General features: G+C 62.4%; 16 protein-coding genes. 4 read left to right on the forward strand and 12 right to left on the reverse strand.

The annotated features are described in order from the left end of the window. Window positions 1–66: 66 nt before the first annotated feature. The 5 genes from ACFQ6Y_RS00630 to ACFQ6Y_RS00650 all read right to left on the reverse strand — a co-directional run bounded on the left by ACFQ6Y_RS00630 (window position 67) and on the right by ACFQ6Y_RS00650 (window position 8,969). On the reverse strand, window positions 67–1,536 hold the full coding sequence (locus tag ACFQ6Y_RS00630) for a cellulase family glycosylhydrolase (protein WP_378627728.1): 1,470 nt from the start codon (window positions 1,534–1,536) through the stop codon (window positions 67–69). Between the two features lie 80 nt (window positions 1,537–1,616). Further along, entirely contained in the window at window positions 1,617–3,740 is a 2,124-nt protein-coding gene (locus ACFQ6Y_RS00635; RefSeq protein WP_378627731.1) for a phosphocholine-specific phospholipase C, read from the reverse strand. Window positions 3,741–3,844: 104 nt separating this feature from the next. Then, window positions 3,845–5,590 carry an Ig-like domain-containing protein gene (locus ACFQ6Y_RS00640; protein WP_378627735.1) on the reverse strand — a complete coding sequence of 582 codons (1,746 nt, stop codon included), beginning with the start codon at window positions 5,588–5,590 and terminating at the stop codon, window positions 3,845–3,847. 29 nt (window positions 5,591–5,619) lie between these two features. Then, complete coding sequence (locus ACFQ6Y_RS00645) at window positions 5,620–6,762, reverse strand: Ig-like domain-containing protein (RefSeq protein WP_378448302.1); 1,143 nt, start codon at window positions 6,760–6,762, stop codon at window positions 5,620–5,622. Window positions 6,763–7,031: 269 nt separating this feature from the next. Then, on the reverse strand, window positions 7,032–8,969 hold the full coding sequence (locus ACFQ6Y_RS00650) for an O-acetyl-ADP-ribose deacetylase (protein WP_378627737.1): 1,938 nt from the start codon (window positions 8,967–8,969) through the stop codon (window positions 7,032–7,034). A gap of 77 nt (window positions 8,970–9,046) precedes the next feature. Between ACFQ6Y_RS00650 and ACFQ6Y_RS00655 the strand changes: the two genes are divergently transcribed. From ACFQ6Y_RS00655 to ACFQ6Y_RS00665, 3 genes are all read left to right on the forward strand, one after another. Next, the gene (locus ACFQ6Y_RS00655) at window positions 9,047–9,727 is read left to right on the forward strand and encodes an NUDIX hydrolase (RefSeq protein ID WP_378627740.1); all 681 of its coding nucleotides are present in this window, start codon (window positions 9,047–9,049) and stop codon (window positions 9,725–9,727) included. 61 nt (window positions 9,728–9,788) lie between these two features. After that, a complete protein-coding gene (locus tag ACFQ6Y_RS00660; RefSeq protein WP_378530505.1) occupies window positions 9,789–10,913 on the forward strand; it encodes a dihydrodipicolinate reductase in 1,125 nt (374 codons plus the stop codon). Then, window positions 10,910–11,389: a carboxymuconolactone decarboxylase family protein gene (locus ACFQ6Y_RS00665; protein ID WP_378448298.1), complete on the forward strand. Its 480-nt coding sequence runs from the start codon at window positions 10,910–10,912 to the stop codon at window positions 11,387–11,389. Before ACFQ6Y_RS00660 ends, ACFQ6Y_RS00665 begins: the two co-directional genes overlap by 4 nt. 2 nt (window positions 11,390–11,391) lie before the next feature. Here ACFQ6Y_RS00665 and ACFQ6Y_RS00670 read toward each other — a convergent pair whose 3' ends face one another. The 6 genes from ACFQ6Y_RS00670 to ACFQ6Y_RS00695 are packed head-to-tail and all read right to left on the reverse strand — an operon-like array spanning window position 11,392 to window position 19,169. Beyond that, window positions 11,392–12,180: an SDR family NAD(P)-dependent oxidoreductase gene (locus tag ACFQ6Y_RS00670; protein ID WP_378627743.1), complete on the reverse strand. Its 789-nt coding sequence runs from the start codon at window positions 12,178–12,180 to the stop codon at window positions 11,392–11,394. Beyond that, entirely contained in the window at window positions 12,170–13,915 is a 1,746-nt protein-coding gene (locus ACFQ6Y_RS00675; protein ID WP_378627747.1) for an amidohydrolase family protein, read from the reverse strand. The genes ACFQ6Y_RS00670 and ACFQ6Y_RS00675 overlap by 11 nt, the downstream gene beginning before the upstream one ends. Further along, a complete protein-coding gene (locus ACFQ6Y_RS00680) occupies window positions 13,912–15,573 on the reverse strand; it encodes a class I adenylate-forming enzyme family protein (protein ID WP_378627750.1) in 1,662 nt (553 codons plus the stop codon). The genes ACFQ6Y_RS00675 and ACFQ6Y_RS00680 overlap by 4 nt, the downstream gene beginning before the upstream one ends. A gap of 19 nt (window positions 15,574–15,592) precedes the next feature. Beyond that, window positions 15,593–16,633: an NAD(P)-dependent alcohol dehydrogenase gene (locus ACFQ6Y_RS00685; RefSeq protein WP_378541680.1), complete on the reverse strand. Its 1,041-nt coding sequence runs from the start codon at window positions 16,631–16,633 to the stop codon at window positions 15,593–15,595. Next, on the reverse strand, window positions 16,630–17,784 hold the full coding sequence (locus ACFQ6Y_RS00690) for a serine hydrolase domain-containing protein (protein WP_378627755.1): 1,155 nt from the start codon (window positions 17,782–17,784) through the stop codon (window positions 16,630–16,632). The genes ACFQ6Y_RS00685 and ACFQ6Y_RS00690 overlap by 4 nt, the downstream gene beginning before the upstream one ends. Continuing rightward, complete coding sequence (locus ACFQ6Y_RS00695) at window positions 17,781–19,169, reverse strand: flavin-containing monooxygenase (protein WP_378627757.1); 1,389 nt, start codon at window positions 19,167–19,169, stop codon at window positions 17,781–17,783. Before ACFQ6Y_RS00695 ends, ACFQ6Y_RS00690 begins: the two co-directional genes overlap by 4 nt. Before the next feature lie 166 nt (window positions 19,170–19,335). Here ACFQ6Y_RS00695 and ACFQ6Y_RS00700 point away from each other — a divergent pair, with 166 nt between their 5' ends. After that, on the forward strand, window positions 19,336–19,992 hold the full coding sequence (locus ACFQ6Y_RS00700) for a TetR/AcrR family transcriptional regulator (RefSeq protein ID WP_378541686.1): 657 nt from the start codon (window positions 19,336–19,338) through the stop codon (window positions 19,990–19,992). Between the two features lie 3 nt (window positions 19,993–19,995). Here ACFQ6Y_RS00700 and ACFQ6Y_RS00705 read toward each other — a convergent pair whose 3' ends face one another. After that, window positions 19,996–20,568, reverse strand: a complete 573-nt coding sequence (locus tag ACFQ6Y_RS00705; protein ID WP_378627760.1) for a TetR/AcrR family transcriptional regulator — start codon at window positions 20,566–20,568, stop codon at window positions 19,996–19,998. Between the last annotated feature and the right edge of the window lie 2 nt (window positions 20,569–20,570).

A 20,570-nucleotide genomic window follows, 5' to 3' on the forward strand; every position in this document is an offset into this window, starting at 1 on the left:
CGATCACCTGTCGCTTGTACGTTACGAAAGAACTGGACAAATATCCAGGAACTCTGACACCCGAGATCAGGCTGCCGGAGTGACCGTGACTGTGACCGGACCCCTGTCATCCGCGGTTTCCACTGTGAGAAGACGGCTTTGGGGATTCCAGTTCACTATGTCGGCTCCCGCGACGTCGACGCCGCTGGGGAAACCGCTCTCGGGTAAATAGATCTCGGTCGGTGCCGTCACCGCGGGGTCCGGGTTGAACGTCACCTGAAGGCGGTCGACGGTCGAGGACCATTCGGTGGGTGTGCCCGCGACGGCACGCGGATAGGGCTTGTTCAGGGTGTCGACGAGGAGTGTTTGCGTTCCGTCCGGCAGGTACGGGCCCCACGGTCCGGGATCGCTCGACCAGTACGAGACACCCGCGCCGAGTTCCCGAGCAGTCGTGTAGACGCGGTCGATGTAGTCGGTTGCGCCGGGCAGTGTTGTGTCGAGCCCGAATTCGCCGAGGATGATCGGAGCGCCGCCGAGTACGTTGCCGGCAATGTGTTCGACGCTGGCACGCCAGGTGTCGATGGTCGCGTCGGTGAGAGTGCGCGAGAGGCCCGAGTATCCGTCACCGAGGTCGAGGGGCAACGGATACAGGTGCGGGCAGTACGCGATTCGCTGTTCGTCTGCTCGTGGGTCGTTGATCTTCGTGAGCCCGCTGGGGACACCTTGGTTGACGCCGACCGCTTGCGGGGCCACACATACCCAACTGTCCTGATCCACTTCCCTGATGGCGTCAGTGGTTCGCTGATACAGGGCGGCGAGGGGTCCACCTTCGAAGGCGGGACCCTGCAGGGAACCGCCCCAAGGCTCGTTCATCAGGTCGTATGCCACGACGGTGTCATTGTCGGCAAAACGCTCGGCTACTGCCTGCCAGGCGTTCGCGTAGTGCTCGACCAGTTCGGGGTGTTGACCGGTCGTGTTCCAGAAGTTGTCGAAGGCGCGCATCACACCAGGTTGGATGTAGTACAACTCCCATCGGTCTTGAGGGCTGACCGGAAGGCCGTCCATGTAGGTCGCCCAGGCCGGTGCGCCGTTGCCGATGTTGCCGGCGCCGTTGCCACTGTTGCCTTCTGGAGTGATCGCGCCGGAGTACACGTCCTGATGCATGTCGAGCATGACCTTGTAGCCGCGATCGGCGTACCAGCCGACTCGGTCCTCGACGCGGTCCAGATACTCGTGGTCGTACTGTCCAGGCTCGGGTTCCACCGAACGCCAGGAGATCAGGAAACGCACGAAATTTGTTCCCATGTCGGCATGTTCGCGTTCGAGATCCGCTTCGGTGAACTCCGGCATGCCGTCCGGTGAGCTTTTTGCGCTCGACGCCGTGTTGAACCCTCTCAGGATCAGCGAGCGGCCCGCGTCGTCGGTCAGATACGACGGTGGCACATCGGTGCCGCCGGCACTCCCTGGCATGGGCAGACTACCTTCGGCAGCGGCGATGCCGCCGCCCAAGACCAGCGAGCCTGCGATGATCAGTGCTGAGAGCGGGATGCGACGCACGGAGCCTCCTACTGGATGTTTGGGTGGATTGATTTGTCAGACTGGGGTTTCAGATCTGGATTTGATCACTCGGTGTCGATTCACGTCGGTTGGCTTACGCTGGTCCGCCCGTCTTCGATGTGTCCGACGAGTACGCGCTTGAATTCAGGATCTTCGTCGACCGTCAGGGTGGCCTGATACCAACCGTCCACCGACGGCACCGTCCACCGACCGCGTGCACCCGCCCCGAGCCTGCGTCGATCCCCGTCCACATTGACGGAGAGCGCACGACTTCCGGAATTGGTCGCCGTCAGTACAAGCATGCGCGTCCCTGCGTCGATAGTTGTCGAGACGTCGAGCGAAGCTGCCGCGCTGTCTGTAGCTCCGCTGAACTCGCGCCTGAAACCATTGGGACCCAACAGGGTCAGGCTGTAGACCCGGTCGCCGAGCGCAACGACGTCGTCGACTTCACCGACGACGTCGTAGTGTCGCGGCTCTTCGAACTCTCCCGCGTACGGGTACAAGGCCAAGTGTGCGGACGCGGCACCGGTATTGGCCAGATGGACCGTCAACGAGCCGGCGCCCGGATCCGCCGTCGCGTAAGCGTCGGGCTGATAGGGAAGTGCTCGCGCAGGCCGAGTTCCCTTTTCCTGCACGGGCATGCTCTGTTCGGTGGGAGGGGTTGGCGTCCATCGCGGTTCCAGTGGCGGTGTGGGTTGCGGGCGTGCCAACGTCGGCCGGCTACGCGGGTTGGCGAAGTCGAACGCCGACGTGAGGTCGCCACTCACCGTGCGTCGCCACGGGTCGATTTCCGGTTGCGTGATTCCGAACCGCTTCTCCAGAAATTGCGTGACGGACGTGTGGTCGAATACCTGCGAACAAACGAAACCTCCGACGGTCCACGGCGAGATGATCGTCATCGGCACCCTCGGGCCGAGACCGAGCGGCTGACCGCCGACCCATTCGGTTTCGATCGAGCGTGGTGGTCTGGGCGGCGGTACGTGGTCGAAGTAGCCGTCGTTCTCGTCGAAGTTGACGATCACGGCCGTCTTCGCCCACAGTTCGGGATCGGAGGCTATGGCGTCGAGCACTTGATAGAGCAGTGTTGCGCTCGCCGCTGGTGACGATCCCGAAGGGTGCTCCGAATCCACCTCGGATGGAACGAGATAGCTGACTCGAGGCAGAGTGCCGGACTCGACGTCTTTCCTGAACTCGGCGGCCAGTGTGCCGGGCCGGGATCGGTACAACGCGCGATCGTAGAGTTGGCGATCAGCAGGCGACAGTTGGTCTGCGGCATTCGCGAGGGCCAGTACCGCTGCGTCCTGGACCGGCGTCGGCATCGACGGCAGGGCGAGATAGAACCCGGCCAAGGTCTGAAGTTCGTAGGGGAGCAGGCTTGGCCGGCCGAGCAGCCCTGCCGCCACTTTCTTGAAGGCAGTGAAGTACTCGAGGTTGTTGTCTCCGAAGTTGTCCCACTCCTGGTAGGTCTTCCAGGAAATGCCGGCGGACTGCAGTCGCTCGGGGACCGTCGTCCATCCGTAACCGGCGTGCCAGGGGTTGTAGGCCGCATTGGTTACGGCTCGCCCCTCCGGGCCCGGTGGATCCGAAGGAAGTACCGACTCGGTTGGATTCGGCGAGAGTGGCTCGTATCCGGTGTATCCAGAGACCCAATAGTTCCGGTTGGGGCTCGTCGATGTCGGTACGGAGCAGTGGTAGGCGTCGCAGATCGTGAACGCGTCCGCCAGTTCGTAATGGAACGGGATGTCTTGCCGGTCGTAGTACGCCATCGTCGTACCGGTTTTTGCCGCGATCCAACCGTCGTGCCAGCCGTCGGCGAGTGCGGCATGTCCGCCCGCCCAGCTGTGGTCGAGTCCAGTGACGTTCTGGGTGTCCATGCGTTGCGCCGCAGCCGAATCGCGGATGGGGAAGGGGAGCACAGGACCGGTAGGCCCGGGTTGTTCGAAGACGCTGTGGCCGCCGCGCAGACGCAGCGCATTCGGATCCCCGAATCCGCGAACCCCCCTCAGCGCGCCGTAGTAATGATCGAAGGATCTGTTCTCCTGCATGACGAGGACAACATGCTCGATCGAATCGAGCCCGCCGGAGTTGACGGGTGTCGCGAGTGCTCGCTGAAGCGACGGCGGGAGAAGGGAAGTGGCGGCGAGTGCTGTCGCGCCGACCCCGGCAGCGAGAAACGACCGTCGGGAGAGAGGGTTCCTGGACACTTGTGCTCCATCGACAAATCAATCGGTGCAATGACTACGGCCGCGACATGCTGTTGCCGCTGCTCCGAATCGGTGCAGCGGCAACAGTGTCGAGCGAATTGCGATCAGGAACCGAAGAGACCGCCCAGCGAACCTAGGCTGCCCGAGCCACCGGTCCCGCCGTCGTCAGGGGCAGCAGAAACCTTGACGACGGATTCGTCCGACGCGGACTGTGTGAATCCACTTCGCCCGGCGTATGCCGCCTTGATTCGATGATCGCCGGTTGACGCGAAAGTGTGCGTCAGTCGTGCCACACCATCGGCTCCGACGACAACGGGTTGTCCGATGGGTTGGTCACCGTCGTAGAACTGAACCGAGCCCCCGCCGGGGTTGGGGGTGACCGTCGCGGACAGTTCTGCCGCGACATTCTGCTTGGCCGTCGAGGGTGCTGCCAGTGAGGTCGAGGTGGTGACATCGGACGGTGCGGGATCAGACACGGTGACCGTCTGAGCGGATGCCATCGACGGCATGAATCCTGTTGCGCCGGAGTAATAGGCCGACACGGCATGAGGTCCAGCCGAGGTGAAGGCATGTTCCAGGGTAACTTTGCCGTCAGCGCCCACCGGGGTCGGAGCGCCGATATCTGCAGCGCCATCCTTGAACTGGAGAGTGCCACCGGTCGGTGTCGGCGTGACCTGCGCCCTCAGCGACACCGATACGCCGGTCTTTGCATCGGTAGGAACGTTCACGGCAGTGTCGGTCTGCTTGACGACAGGTGCCGCAGTTACCGTGACCATCGCCTCGGTCGAGTTGGAACTTTGGAATCCGTTGATTCCCTGGAATGTTGCGGAGACCCGTGCGGTTCCGGCGGTGTAGAACGTATGCGGTAGCCGGGCAGTGCCGTCGGCACCCGGCGTGACCGGTGCGCCGACGTCGGCGCCGTCCACCCGGAACTGCACGTTTCCAGTGACCGGAGCCGGATCCACCTTCGCGACAAGCTCTGTCGGTGTACTGGCTTGGATCGAGCCGGGCATCTGGACTGTGGTCGTTGTCGGTTGGCTGACGTAGATGGTGGTCAGAGCCTGGCCGCCGGCGTTGAGGCCGGAGTTCCTGTTGTCTCGCGGGGAGCAGTTGTAGCGCTCCCAGTAGTTGACGGTGAAGACATCCTTTTCGCGCTGGACGAATGTGAGCGCATTTCGGTCGTCGTCGTAGTTGGCGGAGCCGGGATCGGAAACCCTCAACGAAGGCTTGATTTCGGTACCGGCCGCACCAGCTTTGACCGTGACGTCGACCGCGGGGAGTCGGAACTTGGTATTGGCGCCGACGATGATTCCGTCACTGGATCGAACTGCGGAGGACGGACCGTTTCCGGTGGTGCGATTCGATCCGGAGATGCGCAGGTGCGTTCCGGATGCAGAGGGATTTCCACCGTCGTCGATCTGTGTGACTGTTGGAGTGGCACTGTCGGATCCGAGGCCGTATGCACTGTTCGCCACAAGCTGGGAGCTCACGAATTCGACGCCGGACGGGATGTCGAAGTCGTACTTGATTCGGGCCCAGTGCACGACTCCGCGGCTGGCATGCCCGCTGTTGTTTGCCTTCATCTCGTTCGGCTGCACGCGGTAGGTGACGGTCTCACCCGGTGCCGCGGTGGTTGGTGCGGTGATGGTGACTCCCGATCCGAGCGTCTCGTTGAACGTGATCGGGCTTGCCACACCGTCCATCTCGCGCACGTGGCATGCAGTCGTGAAGGGCACGCTCTTGGTCTCGGGGGCCGCAGAGGCGATCCCGCCGCCGGCGATCGAGAACAAGCCGCCGGCAAGTACCGAGACGGTTGCAATCGCAGAGCCGCGTAGCAGTTTCGAGTTCATCGACGAATCCTTGTTTCTGTTCACAGTTTTCACGACCCGAATCCGGGGGTGCCGAGGCTGCCGAGGCTCCCGGTGCCAGGCTCGGGCTCGGACGGTTCGACGACGTTGATCGTCACGGCACCCGACATCGACTCCATGAAGCCTGCAGATCCCGTGTAGTACGCCGTGATGTTGTGGTCGCCCGCTGTTGTCATCGTGCGGTTGGCCTTTGCGACACCGTTGACTACAGCCACCGGAGCGCCGAGGTCTACCCCACCGTCACGGAACTGCACTGTTCCACCCGACGGCCACGGAGTGACCGTTGCCGTCAACTCCACGGAGTCGCCGACGACGGCCTTACCGGGCGCTTCGATTCGCGTCTGTGTCTGAGCGAGGCTGGAGTCGACATTGATCACGGCGAGTGGCTGGCCGCCCGCGTTCAATCCGGCCGAACGATTATCGCGCGGTGAGCAATTGGTGGTCAGCCAGTACTTGACTCCACCGAGCAGCGTCTCCTGCTGCAGGAAGGTCAGGTAGTTGGCGGCACTGTCGTAGGAACCCGAGTTGGTGTCGGACACGCGCAGCATGGGCTTGATCTGGGTGCCGACAGCCCCGGACGTGACGGTGACGTCAACTGCCGGGAGCTGGAACGTCTTTCCTCCACCGACCTCGATTCCACCGCCGCCGTTGTCGTCGGTGTTGGGTCCGTTGCCCGCGGTGATGTTGTTGCCGGAGATACGAAGATGCGTCCCACTCGGATCGGGTGAACCGGCATCGTTCACCCGCGTGATCGTCGGGGCGACCCCACCCAGATTCGAGCTGGTGCCCGCCACGATTTGCGCCCCCACATAGGTGGTGCCTGCGGGGATGTCGAAATCGAACTTCAGGCGGGTCCAGTTCACGACAGACCTGAGGTCGTAACCGTCTTTGGGGACCGTCATCGGCTTGGGGGCAAGACGGTAAGTGAAGGTGGAGTTCGGCGGGACCACGGTCGGGGCACTGATCGTGACGCCGGAATCACGCGTCTCGTTGTGTGTGATCGGCCCGGGGAACTGCCACCCATGGCACGATGCCGTGAACGGAAGGTTCACATCAGCTGCGGACGAGACTCCCGCTCCGCCGACGACCAGGGCAACGCATCCGGTCAAGGACGCGGCCACCCCTACTCCTCGGCGCATCAACGTCGACACCATTCACATTCTCCTTGAGTAGCGCCCGAAAAATTCGAGCTCTCGGCTGAAAGCCGGGTCCGGGAACCGGCCTCGAGCTGACAGAGAAGCGAATGCGTCTTGTCGTCTGCTTACCACCAGCTCAAACCCTGGAGAGGAGTAGAACACAGAGCCGGCCGCAAAATCTGCGATTCGGATAAATTGTTGGACAAACGTCCAATCGGTGAAATTTCTCCACTCGATTGATCGCTCTGCAGCGCTTCAAGGTGGAGTGATGTGGGCCCGGTAAACGGTCAGGCGAGGGCTCGGCGCATCAGGTCTGCCGTCTCCTTGTTGAATGCGACCAGTGTGACAGTCTCGACCTCGGTCTTCGCCGCGCGAATCGCTGAAACGGCCTGCCGGACCGCGTCTTCCTTCGGCCAGCCGTAGACCCCTGCCGAGATCAACGGAAAGGCGACGGTTCGGGCGCCGATCGAGTCGGCTACGGCGAGGCTGCGGGTGTACGCCGATCGAAGCAATCCGGATCGGTCCTCGGATCGCGAATACCTCGGGCCGACGGTATGAATCACGGCCTTGGCGTGCAGCTTTCCCGCAGTGGTGGCTACGGCCGCACCCACCGGCAGGCCGTCGGGAAGGCTGGTGTCGCGCAATACCTCGCAAGCCTTCAGGATCTCCGATCCTCCGGCTCGGTGGATCGCGCCGTCGACACCGCCGCCGCCGAGGAGCCTGGAGTTGGCCGCATTGACGATGGCGTCGACGGTCAGCGTCGTGATGTCACCTTCGACGACTGTAATAGCGGGCATGGATCCTCCTGTGTGTTCGACGGCTGTGTTTCCGACGGCTGTGTGTCCGACGGCTGTGTTCCAGAGTTCACGCTTGGGGCGAGCCCACGGCATGGCCGAGCGTACGTCGTAGGGATCACGTCCGATCAACATCGAGTATCGCGCCGCAACCGACGGTGTGCGGTTGTGCGCCTGAACGCAATGCAAAAGTACGCGCTTTCCCTCAGCTCGCAACGCCTGGACAGTGCGCGCTGCGTCGTCGAGAACGAACTCGAGGTTCGCGTTGGAATCATGACCGTCGTCGACCAACCAGAACTCGACGTGTTCGGAGCTGACCTGTCGGTTTCCCATGCGGCACAGGCTGACCACGGCGTCGTAGTCCGCAGTGGACACCGCATCGACGCCGCCGAGCATGACGCCGTCGTCGTGCGGGTGCGTCGTCAGGTGGTGGGTTCCGCGAAACCTCGCGTAGTCGAGTTCTGCCGTCGACGGCCAACCGTTCTTGTCGTCGGTACCGCCGCGAGCAGTCTTGATCGCCAGGCGAACCAGATCGGAGGAACGATATCCCGGCCAGCCGTGCATGATTCGGCGCCAGCGCGCGGGAACCGCCGACGCTCCCCAACGGGCGCCGAGAAGGCCACCCGCGATGGCCGCAGTCGTGTCGGTGTCCCCGCCGGCTCGTACGGCTGCTTCCAATGCGTACTGGAGGTGGCGAGCATCGGCATTGTCCGTGGAAGTGATGGCCCACCAAGCAGTCTGAAGTGCATGCACCACCCAACCGTTCTTGGAGAAGTCCTGCGGGTTTCCGGTTTCGGCCTGATCGAGCAGCGGGCCCCAGTATTCGGCGACCTCCTGATCGGCAACGGAGAGGAAGCCGCGAATACCGTCGAAGTTGCCGGCGACAACGGCATGACGGATGGCGTAGGTCCACAACTCGCACGCCTGTCCGGCACGCAGATCATCGTGCGTGAGTGAACTGATCCGGTGCGCGGCCGCCATGGCACCGTCTGCATCGTCCAAGTAGGCGAGGGCGACGGGAGCGGTGCGCATGAGTGAGCCGTTGCCGGCCTTGCGGCCGCTGATTACCTGCGCGCGATTTGTCATCGCGGCTGCGTTTTCGGATCGTGCCGACAGTACCGCTCGCGTCTGGTTTCCGATGTCCTCGGGCTTCGAGTCGTACCAGCGGATGAACTGTGCTGCAATGGCATCGAGACCGTCTCGACCTCCGATGTCGATTCCGGTCGCGGCCACCTCGGCAATCGCAACTGCCATCGAGGTGTCGTCAGTCCATTCTCCCGGCGCCCAGTTGAACGGGCCGCCGCCGATCATGTCGATGGCGACCTCGGCCTTCGGGTAGCTGAATTCGTAGCCGGCGCCGAGTGAATCTCCTGCTGCGGTGCCGAGCAGAACGCCGGCCGCTCGATCGGACTGCTGTGCGGTGAGTTTCATAGCCACCTCTTCGGTTCGCGTGATCGTTTGATCAACTTTGCGCTAACCATAGATCATATTTGAGATAACATGCAAGGGTGAATAAATGGACAGACACGAGCGGTAAGGCATTGACGGACTATCCACGTCCGTCCGTGGCGGTGGACGTCGCGGTGCTGACGTACAGCGGTGGATCCCTGAAAGTACTGGTTGTCCGGCATCGTCTCGGCTCGCTGGCACTGCCGGGAACATTTCTGCACGAGCGCGAATTGCTCACGGCCGCAGCCGATCGCGCCTTGTCGGTCAAAGCCGAATTGGCCGAGACGAACTTTCACCAGTTGGCGATTTTCGACCGCCCGGATCGCGACGACCGCGGTTGGGTTCTGTCGGTCGCGCACACCGCCGGCCTGGCGGAATCGGCTCTGCCCGATTCAGCGCTTCTTGTCGATGTGTACGACGATGCGGCGGTAAGTGGGCTTGCGTTCGATCATGCCGACATGGTGCGACTTGCGGTCACGGACCTGCGCACGAGGTATGCGTCGTACGTGGATCCGGACGGATTGTCGGGTGGATCGTTCACCGTTGCCGAACTCAGAGGCCTCTACGAGGTGATCTTCGATCGTCCGTTCCAGAAAGACAGCTTCCGCCGGCAGGTGATCGACGCGCTCGAAAGCACCGGCGAGATGAGTAGGCCAGGTAACGGCCGGCCGGCCGAGACGTACCGGAGGCGGGGTGACGGCGCACTGACTGCGCAGGCAATGGCATTTTTGACCGGATGAAGTGAAACGAATTCTTGCAATTCTGCTGACCTGACGCGCTGAGCTGGGTAATGTCCGATTGATGGGTGCAGTTTCGAATGAAGCCGAGTCCAAGATTCCGACCGTCGTGTGGGGTACAGGCAACGTCGGGCGTGCTTCGATTCGCGCTGTGACAGCCAATCCTGCCCTCGAACTTGTCGGCGTCATCGTTGCCAACCCGGCGAAGGTCGGGCGAGACGCAGGTGATCTTGCCGATCTGGGAGTGCACCTGGGCGTCGCTGCTACCGACGACGCCGAGGCCGTGCTCGCCGCGTCCCCAGGCGCGGTGGTCTACGCGGCGTCCGGTGACATTCGGCCCGATGACGCCGTTGCCGACATCACGCGGGCACTGGCCGCCGGAGCTGTGGTGGTCACACCATCCGTGTATGCGCTGTACGACCCGAAATCGGCACCTCCGGAACTTCGTGATCCCGTCGAGGCTGCTGCCAAGGCAGGCGGCGGCGTCTTGTTCGTCTCCGGTATCGATCCGGGTTGGGGTAACGACATCCTGCCGATTCTCGTCAGCGGGCTCGCGGGGACAATCGATCAGATTCGGTGTCAGGAAATCTTCGACTACACGACCTACGAACAACCGGATTCGGTGCGCTACCTGATCGGGATGGGTCAGCCGATGGACTACGAACCTCCCATGGTCGCGCCGACGGTACCCACCATGGTCTGGGGCGGGCAGATTCGGCTCATCGCGCGGGCACTCGGAGTGGAACTCGACGAGATCCGCGAGACCCTGCTGCGCCGCCCGCTCGAGGAAACCGTGTCGACCGAACATATGGGGGAGTTCGCAGCCGGCACTCAGGGCGCACTGCGATTCGAGGTTCAGGGAATCGTCGGCGGGGAACCCTTGATCGTGATCGAACACGTCACGCGTATTCATCCGTCCTGTGCCCGCGATTGGCCGCTTCCACCCGACGGTGGCGACGGTGCGCACAAGGTGATCGTCGAAGGGCGACCACGAATCGAGATCAACGTCGAGGCCACTGATGAGGGTGGAAACCGCGCGGCCGGCGGAAATGCCACGGCCGTAGGACGTCTCGTCAATGCAATTCCGTGGTTGCGTCAGGCCGAACCCGGTCTTTACGACGCGCTGGACGTTCCGCTCACACCAGGCGTCGGCAAGCTCGGTGCCCGAGACTCGGAGGTACTCACATGAACATCGACATTCCCGAAGGCAAGAACCCGATTGGCTATGTGTGGGGTGAGATGGTCCCCGGCATCGGACCTGCAGCGGCTGGATTCTCCCAAAAAGTCTACACGGACGGCACTCTCGGCCTCCGCGAGTTCGAAGCGGCCCGGCTAAGGATCGCTCAGATCAACGGATGCATCTTCTGTCAGGACTGGCGCACCGAGCGTGACGGCGAAACGGTGGAGTCGACGTTCGATCAGGCTGTCACCGACTGGCGCAACACCGATGCCTTCGACGACAGAACACGCCTCGCTGCCGAATATGCCGAGAGATACGCTCTCGACCACCATGGGCTCGACGACGAGTTCTGGGAACGCATGACCGCTCACTATTCCCAGCGGGAAATCGTCGAGTTGAGCATGTGCCTCGGGTCGTGGTTGGCCTTCGGCAGGCTCAACCACGTCCTCGGTCTCGACACTCAATGTGTGTTGCCCGGCAACTGAACCTAGTTACCCAGCGTTGTCAGATCCGGGTAGTTCGAGACCTCCCAGCCACCGTCGACGACCAGACTGGTTCCCGTGATGTACGAGGCGTCGTCGCTGGCAAGATAGAGGCAGGGGCCGGCGATCTCGTCGGGAGTTGCTGCTCGGGACATGGGGATTCGGCTGAGGAACATGTCGCGGGCGGGTTCGTAGTTCATGACCGGCGCAACCAAGGGTGTGTCGACCAGGCCGGGTAGAACGGCATTGACCCGGATTCGCGACGCAGCGAGTTCGATCGCGGCATTCTTGCTGAACATCTCGACCCCGGCTTTACCCGTCGCGTACGCGCTTCCATAGGGGCTCGGCACGTGCGCGTTGAGGGAGGACACGTTGACTATCGCGCCGCCGCGACCGTGCTCTCGAATATGTCGCGCTTCATGTTTGGTGCAGAGGAAGACGCCCTTCTGAACCAAATCGATGGTGAAATCCCAGTCGGCCTCGTCGAGGTCGACTATCTGCCCCACCCGCGATGCGCCGGCAACGTTGAAGGCAATGTCGATCCCACCGAACTCCGCTGCCGCCGCGGCAATTGCTTCGGCAACATCGGATTCCTGGGTGACGTCGGCCGGTGCGGCGAGATATGAACCGTCGTGTTGAGCCGCAATCGCCTTCAAAGCATCTGCAGCGATGTCGATTCCGGCTACCTGTGCACCTTCGCTGAGTAGCCGTAGGGCGATGGCCGCACCGATACCTGATGCCGCGCCGGTGACAACCGCGGTTTTGCCGGCAAATCTGGACGTGTTAATGGGCACCTGCCTTCAAGAACTTTCCGGTTCGGCGGTTGCCGAGAACCGGTGCTGCTTTTCCGTCGCCGAAGACGTACTCGCCGCCGACGAACACTGCGGTCACGGTCTGATCGTTGCGATTGACCATGCGTGAGAGGTTGTCGTACTCCACAACCGGGCTCTCCGCGTAGGTCTCGAGTGAATCGTCGAGATGGGCGGGATCGATGACGACGAGGTCGGCGCGGTCACCCAATCGCAGGTGTCCTGCATCCACGTCGTACCACTCGGCCAGTTCACCGGTGAGACGATGCACGGCTGCCTCGACCGTCATGAAGGGCCGGCCGATCTTTTGGGCGTCGTAGACTCGGCGCAACAGTCGTAGGCCGAAGTTGTAGAACGCCATGTTGCGCAAATGTGCTCCGGCGTCGGAAAATCCGAGTTGGACGCCGTTGTCCCGGGCGAACTTGTCCAGAATTTCCGGCCGGTGGTTCGAGATGGTTGTGCGCCACCGAACCTTCGTGCCGTGTTCGAGGACCAGATCCAGGAAGGCATCGACAGGGTGGAGGCCACCACGTTCGACGCCGACCTGCCCGAAGCTCTTGCCGACCAGGGATTCATCTGGGCAGGATACGATTTCGGCGTCGAAGAAGTCGCGGTGCCAGACTTTGACGCCGAACTTCTGATCGTAGTCCTTGCGGAATTGCCGACGGTACTCCTCGCTCTGCATCAGAACGTTGCGTTCCATCTCATCGGTCAGATGCAGTGCCGCAGCGCCGGATCCGAACTCCTCGAAGACGACCAGATCGATTCCGTCGGCGTACACCTCGAAGGGGACCGGCAGGTGCTGCCAGCGCAAGTCGCCGCCGAGTCGATTGACCAGATGCGCCAGCGGGCCGAGAATTGCCACGGCAAACTTGTTCGACTTGATGTCTGCTGCAGAGAGCATGCTCGTTTTGAGTCGCTTACGCCAGAGGCCCACGCTGGTGAATGCCATGGCACCGGTGCTCACTGGATTGGTGGGGTCTGGTCCGGCCTGAAACACCCGTCCCCGGTTGCGCAGTATCGCGTTGAGTCGGCGGCGTTCCTTCGTCGTTGCATACGTCGACGGTAGGGTTCGTGAGCGACAGGTTTCGCCGTCGAGTTTGTCGAACAGTAGTTGCTGCCCGGACATTCCGACGAAGCCGGCGTCGAGCGCCTCGGTCAACTGTGCTTCCATCGACGCGAGTTCGGCGTCTGTGGGACGCACGTCCTTCCGGGTTGCACGGTCCAGTCCCATCTCGGCAGCCCGCATGTCGGAGTGTCCGATGAAGGCTGCAATGTTGGGACCTAGCGGAAGCGCCTCGAGTGCAGCGACGTACTCTCTTGCGGAGTTCCAGGTCTTGGCCCGCGTGAGCGCATCGACGACGTGCTGACGAGGGATTGCTTCGACGCGGCCGAAGAGATCACCGGCATCGGAGGGGCTGGCGTGAATTGTGGACAGGGAACACGATCCGACAAAGATCGACGTAACCCCGTGCCGCAGGGATTCACTGAGTGCAGGCCCGTCCAGGATCTCGACGTCGTAGTGCGTGTGGATGTCCACGATGCCTGGGATCACCCACTTGCGCCGTGCGTCGATGACACGGGGACAGTCGGTTTCGTCGAGCGGATCGAGGGAGATGGCCGTGACAAGCCCGCCTCGGATACCCAGATTGCGGACAGCGGGTTTCGCCCCGGTGCCGTCGAACCACAGACCGTTGTTGATCACGGCGTCGTAGGTCATGAGAGAACCACCTTTGCGCGTATCGTTTTTCCGGTTGCGTTGCGGGGGAGAGGAGTTGTGCTCAGTTTCCACTTCACCGGCACCTTGAAGTAGGCGAGTCGTTCGGCGACGTAATCACGTAGTTCCTCTTCGCCGGCGGCGCCCTCGCTCCGCAAAACGACGACGGCTGCAACTTCTTGGCCGAGGTCAGCCGAATCAATGCCGATCACAGCGCATTCCAGTACAGCGGGATGCTCGTCGATGCACTGCTCGATTTCGAGAGGGTAGACGTTCTCGCCGCCGCGCAGGATCAGATCGGATCGGCGGCCCGTCAGGCGGAGTCGGCCGTCTTCGAACACTCCGAAGTCGCCGGTCCGCAGCCATCGATCAGGACCGATGGCGGCTGCAGTCGCGGTCTCGTCGTTCCAGTACCCCAACATCACATAGGGGCTGCGTGCGCAGATCTCACCTTCCTCACCGTCGGGGACTGCAACCCCGAAGGGGTCACGGACCTCTACACTCACTCCGATGATCGGCCGGCCGAGAGTTCCGGGGAAAGCGGCAAGTTCTGGTGGAGTGGCAACCGAAATGCCGGTGGAGGATTCGGTGAGCCCGTAGCTGTCCACCAAGGTGTGCTGCGCAAAAGGCAGCCGTGCACGCAGGCGGTCCTGCAAGGCCGGAGAGGACGGAGCAGATGCGAGCGCAAAGGCGCTCAGTGAGGTCAGGTCGTACTTCTCGAGACTGCCGTGTTCGAGGAGACGGGTTGCCATGGTGGGCACCACCGCCCAGTTGGTGACCTTCTCGCGTTCGACGAGGGAAAGGACTTCGTCGACGTCGAAGGCGCCCTGGTGGATGACCACTGCTCCGCCCGTCGCGAGTCGAGGGATCGCCAGGTTATGCAGGCTTGCAATGTGAAACAGCGGTGCGGTCAGCAGATACCGCAAGTCGCTCGGTCGGCCGTCGCTGGGTTTCCCGGTGAACGCCGCAGCGAGGCGATCACTGTAGCGGTGGTAGTCGATGACGGCCAACACGTTTCGGTGAGTGTGAACAGCTCCCTTGGGGCGGCCGCTGGTTCCGCTCGTGTAGAGGATGACGGCCGGATCGTCCTCGTCGACAGCAGCGCGGGGGAGTGGCGATCCCGAGTACTTCTCCATCAAGGCCGGTAGATCTTCTTCCATCGTGAGCACTCGAACTTCGGTGTTCAGTTCGGAAAGAACTTGTGCACGTTTGGCGTCGGCGATCACCACGGTGGGAGTGGTGTGATCGATGCCGTACGCCACCTCGCGGGTCACCCACCACGAGTTGAATCCGACGGCGATGGCGCCGAGGGACTGAGCCGCCCAGAAGGTCATCACCCATTCCGGCGTATTGGCGGCAAGTATGCCCACCCGATCGCCCTTGCGGACGCCGTACCGCTCGCGCAGTGCTGTGGCCAATGCTGCTACGGCTTCACCGTGCTCGAGGTAGCTGAAGCGTCGGTCCTTGGTCACCAGGTAGTCGCGTGAGCCGTAGTCGAAGGACGCGGCGAGCACGTCGCCGAGTGCCTTGTCACGGTTCTTCATGACGGGCATCGAACTGCCGAGTACATTCTCGACTTGCATTTCGAAAGGACCACCGGGGCCGGTCAATCCGGCCATGACGGACGCGATGAATGCTTGTGTATCAGCGGAAGTGGTCACGTGAAGCGCCTTTCGAAGATCAGGGTACGAGCACTGCGCGTCCGGTGACCTTGCCGTGTTCGAGACGATCGAGTGCGTCGCGGGCATCAGCGAGGTCGAAGCGGGCTACTTCTACGGTTACCAGACCGGCCTGTGCCAGGGCGATGGAATCGACGAGGTCGTTTCTGGTGCCGCCATAGGACTTCCGGATCGATGCGCCCCACGGCCAGCCTGGTCCGCCGGCAGCTTCGGCGGTGATTCCGGGGTTTCCGCCTCCGAGGCCCACCATGCGATACGCGCCGTTCGGTGCAACCGCTTGAACCGACATCTGTGCAGTTGCATCGACACCGACGAAGTCGAAGATGACTTCTGCTCCTCTGGCCGACGTGAGGTCGAGGATCTGCCGCGCGGTGTCCGGCCCCGATTCGAGCGTGATGTCTGCGCCGCAGCGTTTGGCAAGATCGAGTTGATCCTGTCCGACGTCGACAGCGATGATGCGCACGGCACTGATTGCCCGAAGTATCTGTACTGCAACGTGACCGAGCCCACCGACGCCGATTACCACGGCGGTGGCACCGGGCTGAAGATGTTCACGGGCGCCGCGAATGGCGTGGTAGCTCGTCAGCGCCGCATCGGCGAGTGGTGCGGCCTGCAGGAAGTCGAGGTCTCCGATGGGCACGAAGGAGCGAGCCGGAATCTTGACGTACTCGGCCATACCGCCCTCAGGGCCGAGCCCGGGGCAGGGCGGCATCGCAGTGCGTCCGGCGGCGAGGCACATGTTCTCGTTGCCGCTCATACATTCTCGGCACTGTCCGCACGACCAACACAGGTAGACAACGCCGCGTTCCCCGGTGGAACGGCCGTCGACGGCACTTCCGACGGCTTCGATGGTGCCGGCGATCTCGTGGCCGATGGTCAGTGGTTCTTCGCGCATCTTGTACGGAAAGTGCAGGAGATGGAGATCGGAGTGGCAGATTCCCGCTGCGCCAACACGAATCAGTAGTTCCGACGGACCGATCTCCGGGACCGGCACGTCGTTGATTTCCAGGAGCCCGGGCCCCATGAGCTGAGCTGCCTTCATGAACTGACCTCGCTGACCTCGGAGTTGTATGCGGCGCTCAGGTAAGCGTTGCTTCGGTCGGATCCGATCAGACCCGGTGCCATCTTGTTCATGACGTAGGCGAAGGTCATCCGTCGGTCCAGATCGTTGACCAGCATCGAGCCGCCGATACCTGCCCACCAGCAGGCGCGTCCGTCGGGAATCAGTGGCGCGGTAACCGGATGTGGCAGTCCGTAGCCGATGCCGAACTTGAGTGGAGTCATGATCCCGAGATCGATACCGTCGGCTTGGATCTCGAAGATCAGGTCGATGGTGCTCTGCGAGAGCAGCTTCTGGCCGTCGAGCACACCACCGCACGAGATCAAAGATTGGACCCTGGCGATAGAACGTGCGTTGCCGTGGCCGTTGACTGCGCCGATCTCGGCTTCCCGCCAGGGCGCAGTGTTGACCTCGGGGTAGTCGAGCAATGGGCAGGTCAGGGTCTTGATGAAGATGCTGTCCTGGTCGAGCGTGGACAGGTCGAATTCCAATGCGGGCGGCGGAACCAGAGTCGCGATTCGACCGAAATGCTCTGCGGACGTGCCGATGTGGAAGTCAGCGCCCAGTGGACCGGCAAGCTCTTCGGCAAAGAACCTGCCGAGAGTCCGCCCGTCGATGCGACGAATGACCTCGCCGACGAGATGGCCGTAGTTGATCGCGTGATAGCCCGACGCCGTACCGGGGGTCCACCACGGTGGCTGGGTGGCGAGGCGGGCGGTGGACGCCTCGAGGTCGTAGATGTCCTTCAGTTCGATCGGGCGCTCCCAACCGGAGACTCCGGACGTGTGTGAGAGCAGGTGGCGAACTTCGATGTCTTCCTTACCGTTTGCCGCAAATTCGGGCCAGTAATGAGCAACCTTCTGGTACACGTCCAGTTGGCCACGTTCGACCAGGAGTAGTGCGCACAGTGCCGTCATCGTTTTGGTGATCGAGAAGGTGTTGACGATGGTGTCGCTGCCCCAAGGAGTGGTGCGAGATTCGTCGGCGTATCCACCCCAGAGGTCCACGACGGGTTCTCCGTCGACGGTGATGGCGATGGAGCCGCCGAGTTCCTCGCCGGATTCGAGTTGAGCCTCGAAGGCCGTGCGGACGGCGTCGAACTCGTTGTTGCAGTGTCCGTTCACCAGACTCATGCGCGATCCGCCTTCTCGAGTTCGTGTGCGGCTGCACGCGCCGCAACAGGGAGCTTGTTTCCCGAGGCGTCGGCACGCTTGGTGCCCTTGGCGATTTCCTTGTTCATGTTGCGAACGTAGGGATCGAACTCGAGCTGGATGGTGTGCCGCGGCGACTTGTAATAGGGGGCGAGGAAGTACGCCTCGTCGGCCTTGGTGATCTCCTGCATCTCGTTCGCAGACGGCAGTTGGTATTTACCGGTCAGGTAGGCCGCGACGAGTTTGCTCTGCTGCTCGGCGAAGTTGACGAGTGTCGGCATGGGCTGCGCCAGTCCCATGAAGAAGAGGTTGTCGATGCCGGGCTTCATCATTCGCTTGAACAGTGGGAATCGGTTGTCCTTGTCCGGCAGCAGATTCGGATCACTGAAGAAGGGGAAGCTGATGTTGTAGCCGGTGGCGCAGATGACCACGTCGACGTCCTCGGCGGTGCCGTCCGCGAAGTGCACCTGCTTTCCGTCGAGTTTGGTGATGGCAGGCTTGAAGGTTATGTCGCCGGACCCGGCGCGTCCGAGGAACTCGCCGCTGGCCGACGGGTGGGCTTCGAAGGGGCGGTGGTCGGGCTTGGGTAGACCGTAGCCTTCCATCGTTCCCAGATTCTTGCCGAGGAATCGACGGCTCAGGAACAGTCGTAGACCACGCGGCATCCAGGGCGGGGTGATCAGTTTGTCGCCGGGCACTCCGCCCAGATATTTCGGCAGTACCCAGACTCCACGGCGAGCCGACACGATGAGCTTGTCGGCGAGGTATCTCTGGCCCAATTCGGAGGCAATATCCAAGCCGGAGTTGCCCATTCCGACCACGACTACCTTCTTGCCGCGCATGTCGACCGGGTCGAACGGGTCGTTGTAACTGTGGCTGTGCATGAGGACCCCGTCGAACTCACCGGGGTAGTCCGGGATGTTGGGATCCCAATGATGTCCGTTGCAGACCATCAGGACGTCGTAGGTGCGGACTTCGCCGTCGGAGCGCGTGATGGTCCACAGTCCGTCTGCATCACGTTCTGCCGCAACAACACTGGTATTGAAGATGATCGACTCACGCAGGCCGAAGTGCTCGACGTAGTCCTTGAAGTACTGGAAGAGTTCGGAATGGTGAGGGAAGTCGGGAAGGTCGGCAGAGACCGGGAAGTCCTCGAATGCCAAGCGCCACTTCGACGTGTCGATGTGCAGGCTCTGGTAGCAGGCCGACATCCCGTTGGGATTCTTGTAGTACCAGTTTCCGCCGACCTCGTCGGACGCTTCGTAGCAGTCGAAGGGTATTCCGAATTCCTTCATTCGCTTGGCCGTCGTGATTCCGGTGGGCCCGGCGCCGATGATGCACACGCTCGGCAAGGGGGAGGGGCTCATTCGCCATCGCTTTCTGTTCTGTCTCGGGCGTACGAGAGAGGAATCGAAGCCCGAGAAGTGACTTGAGTCATAGTGCGCCACTCGCTGACGTTGTGTCAATGAATGACGCAATGTTTTTTGATGACGGCGAGTCGGTGATTTGCCAGGAGGTCGAAATGCGAGCAAGGTGGGCGACGTGAGCACGACTACGGACGGCCCGAAGAACAGGCGGGGAACACTTCGCGACGAGCAGAAACGCGCGACGCGGGCCAAACTCGTGGACGCCGCACGCACGTTGTTCGAGGAACGGGGATACGCGGCTGTGACGGTCGACGACATCGCCTCGGTCGTCGGATGCAGTCGAGCCACGTTTTACGTGCATTTCGCCAGCAAGGTGGAGATGCTCAAAACGATCGGCGCAGCCGGGATGGCGGCGAGTGCGTTCGCTTTCTACATCGATCTCGATCGGGTCCTCGACACGAACTCTCGCGTGGAATTCACGGCTTGGCTGCAGCGTGCCTTCGACTGGTTCGACGAGAACAAGCGCCTGCTGCCGGCTTGGGACGAGGCCGTGGCACTCGAACCGGAGTTCCGCGAGACAGCGCGAGACGGTATGACCCAACTACCGAATGCCATGCCCAAGTACCTGGGTCGGTGGCCGGCGGAACAGCACGACGAGGCGAGGTTGCGCGTCGAACTGCTCGTGAGTCAGTTGGAGCGATTCTTCACACGCTGGGCCGTGCAGGGGACGATCGACGTGACACGGGTTCAGGCCGCCGAGGTTCTGACCGACATTTGGTTCCCGGCTCTGTCGCCGGAATCGAAGGGCGTCGACGAGCGGTAGAGCCTAGTTCGGATCGATCTCCACGCCGATCGCACCGGTGAGCAGTTCTCGGGCTCGTTCGATGGGGATCGAGCCGCTCAGCCAGCGTTCACTCAGACCCTCGACCAGGGCGGTGAGTCGTTCGGCGGCGTCGGCCGGGCTTGCCTTCGGGTCAGCGAGCCCGGCGTCCTGCGCTTGGCGGATCAAAGATTCGACGTCGTCTGCCCACTCCTGCGTCGTGGTGCGTAACGGTTCGCGCAGCTCGTCGGCGAAGACTGCGCTTGCTCGGAGTTCACCCCAGGCGATGCTGTTCTCCCGAATCTTCGGGGAATTCTGAAACTCCAGCAGGAGCATTTGCTCGAGCTGCGCACGAGGGTCTGTCTCCGTGAAGGCACTTTCGGTGTACAGCGCGGCGCGATCGTTGATGTGATCGAGGGCCCGGCGCAGCACACCTGCGCGATTCTGGAAGTGGTAGTAGATGAGTGCCGTCGACACTCCGGCCTCGGCAGCGAGCGTCTCCACCCTCAGCCCGCGTACGCCGTGTTGGGCAATGACGCGGACTGCTGCTTCCAAGATTTGCGTTTGACGGTTCGACACGA

The sequence above is a fragment of the Rhodococcus sp. NPDC056516 genome (genome assembly GCF_042794655.1).
Taxonomy (GTDB): Bacteria; Actinomycetota; Actinomycetes; order Mycobacteriales; family Mycobacteriaceae; genus Rhodococcus_F.

Bases quoted from the DNA above. Each gene is read 5' to 3' on its own strand.
- ACFQ6Y_RS00640 (WP_378627735.1), bottom strand. From the start codon at position 5,590: ATGAACTCGAAACTGCTACGCGGCTCTGCGATTGCAACCGTCTCGGTA.
- ACFQ6Y_RS00645 (WP_378448302.1), bottom strand. From the start codon at position 6,762: ATGGTGTCGACGTTGATGCGCCGAGGAGTAGGGGTGGCCGCGTCCTTG.
- ACFQ6Y_RS00650 (WP_378627737.1), bottom strand. From the start codon at position 8,969: ATGAAACTCACCGCACAGCAGTCCGATCGAGCGGCCGGCGTTCTGCTC.
- ACFQ6Y_RS00660 (WP_378530505.1), top strand. From the start codon at position 9,789: ATGGGTGCAGTTTCGAATGAAGCCGAGTCCAAGATTCCGACCGTCGTG.
- ACFQ6Y_RS00665 (WP_378448298.1), top strand. From the start codon at position 10,910: ATGAACATCGACATTCCCGAAGGCAAGAACCCGATTGGCTATGTGTGG.
- ACFQ6Y_RS00675 (WP_378627747.1), bottom strand. From the start codon at position 13,915: ATGACCTACGACGCCGTGATCAACAACGGTCTGTGGTTCGACGGCACC.
- ACFQ6Y_RS00685 (WP_378541680.1), bottom strand. From the start codon at position 16,633: ATGAAGGCAGCTCAGCTCATGGGGCCCGGGCTCCTGGAAATCAACGAC.
- ACFQ6Y_RS00690 (WP_378627755.1), bottom strand. From the start codon at position 17,784: ATGAGTCTGGTGAACGGACACTGCAACAACGAGTTCGACGCCGTCCGC.
- ACFQ6Y_RS00695 (WP_378627757.1), bottom strand. From the start codon at position 19,169: ATGAGCCCCTCCCCCTTGCCGAGCGTGTGCATCATCGGCGCCGGGCCC.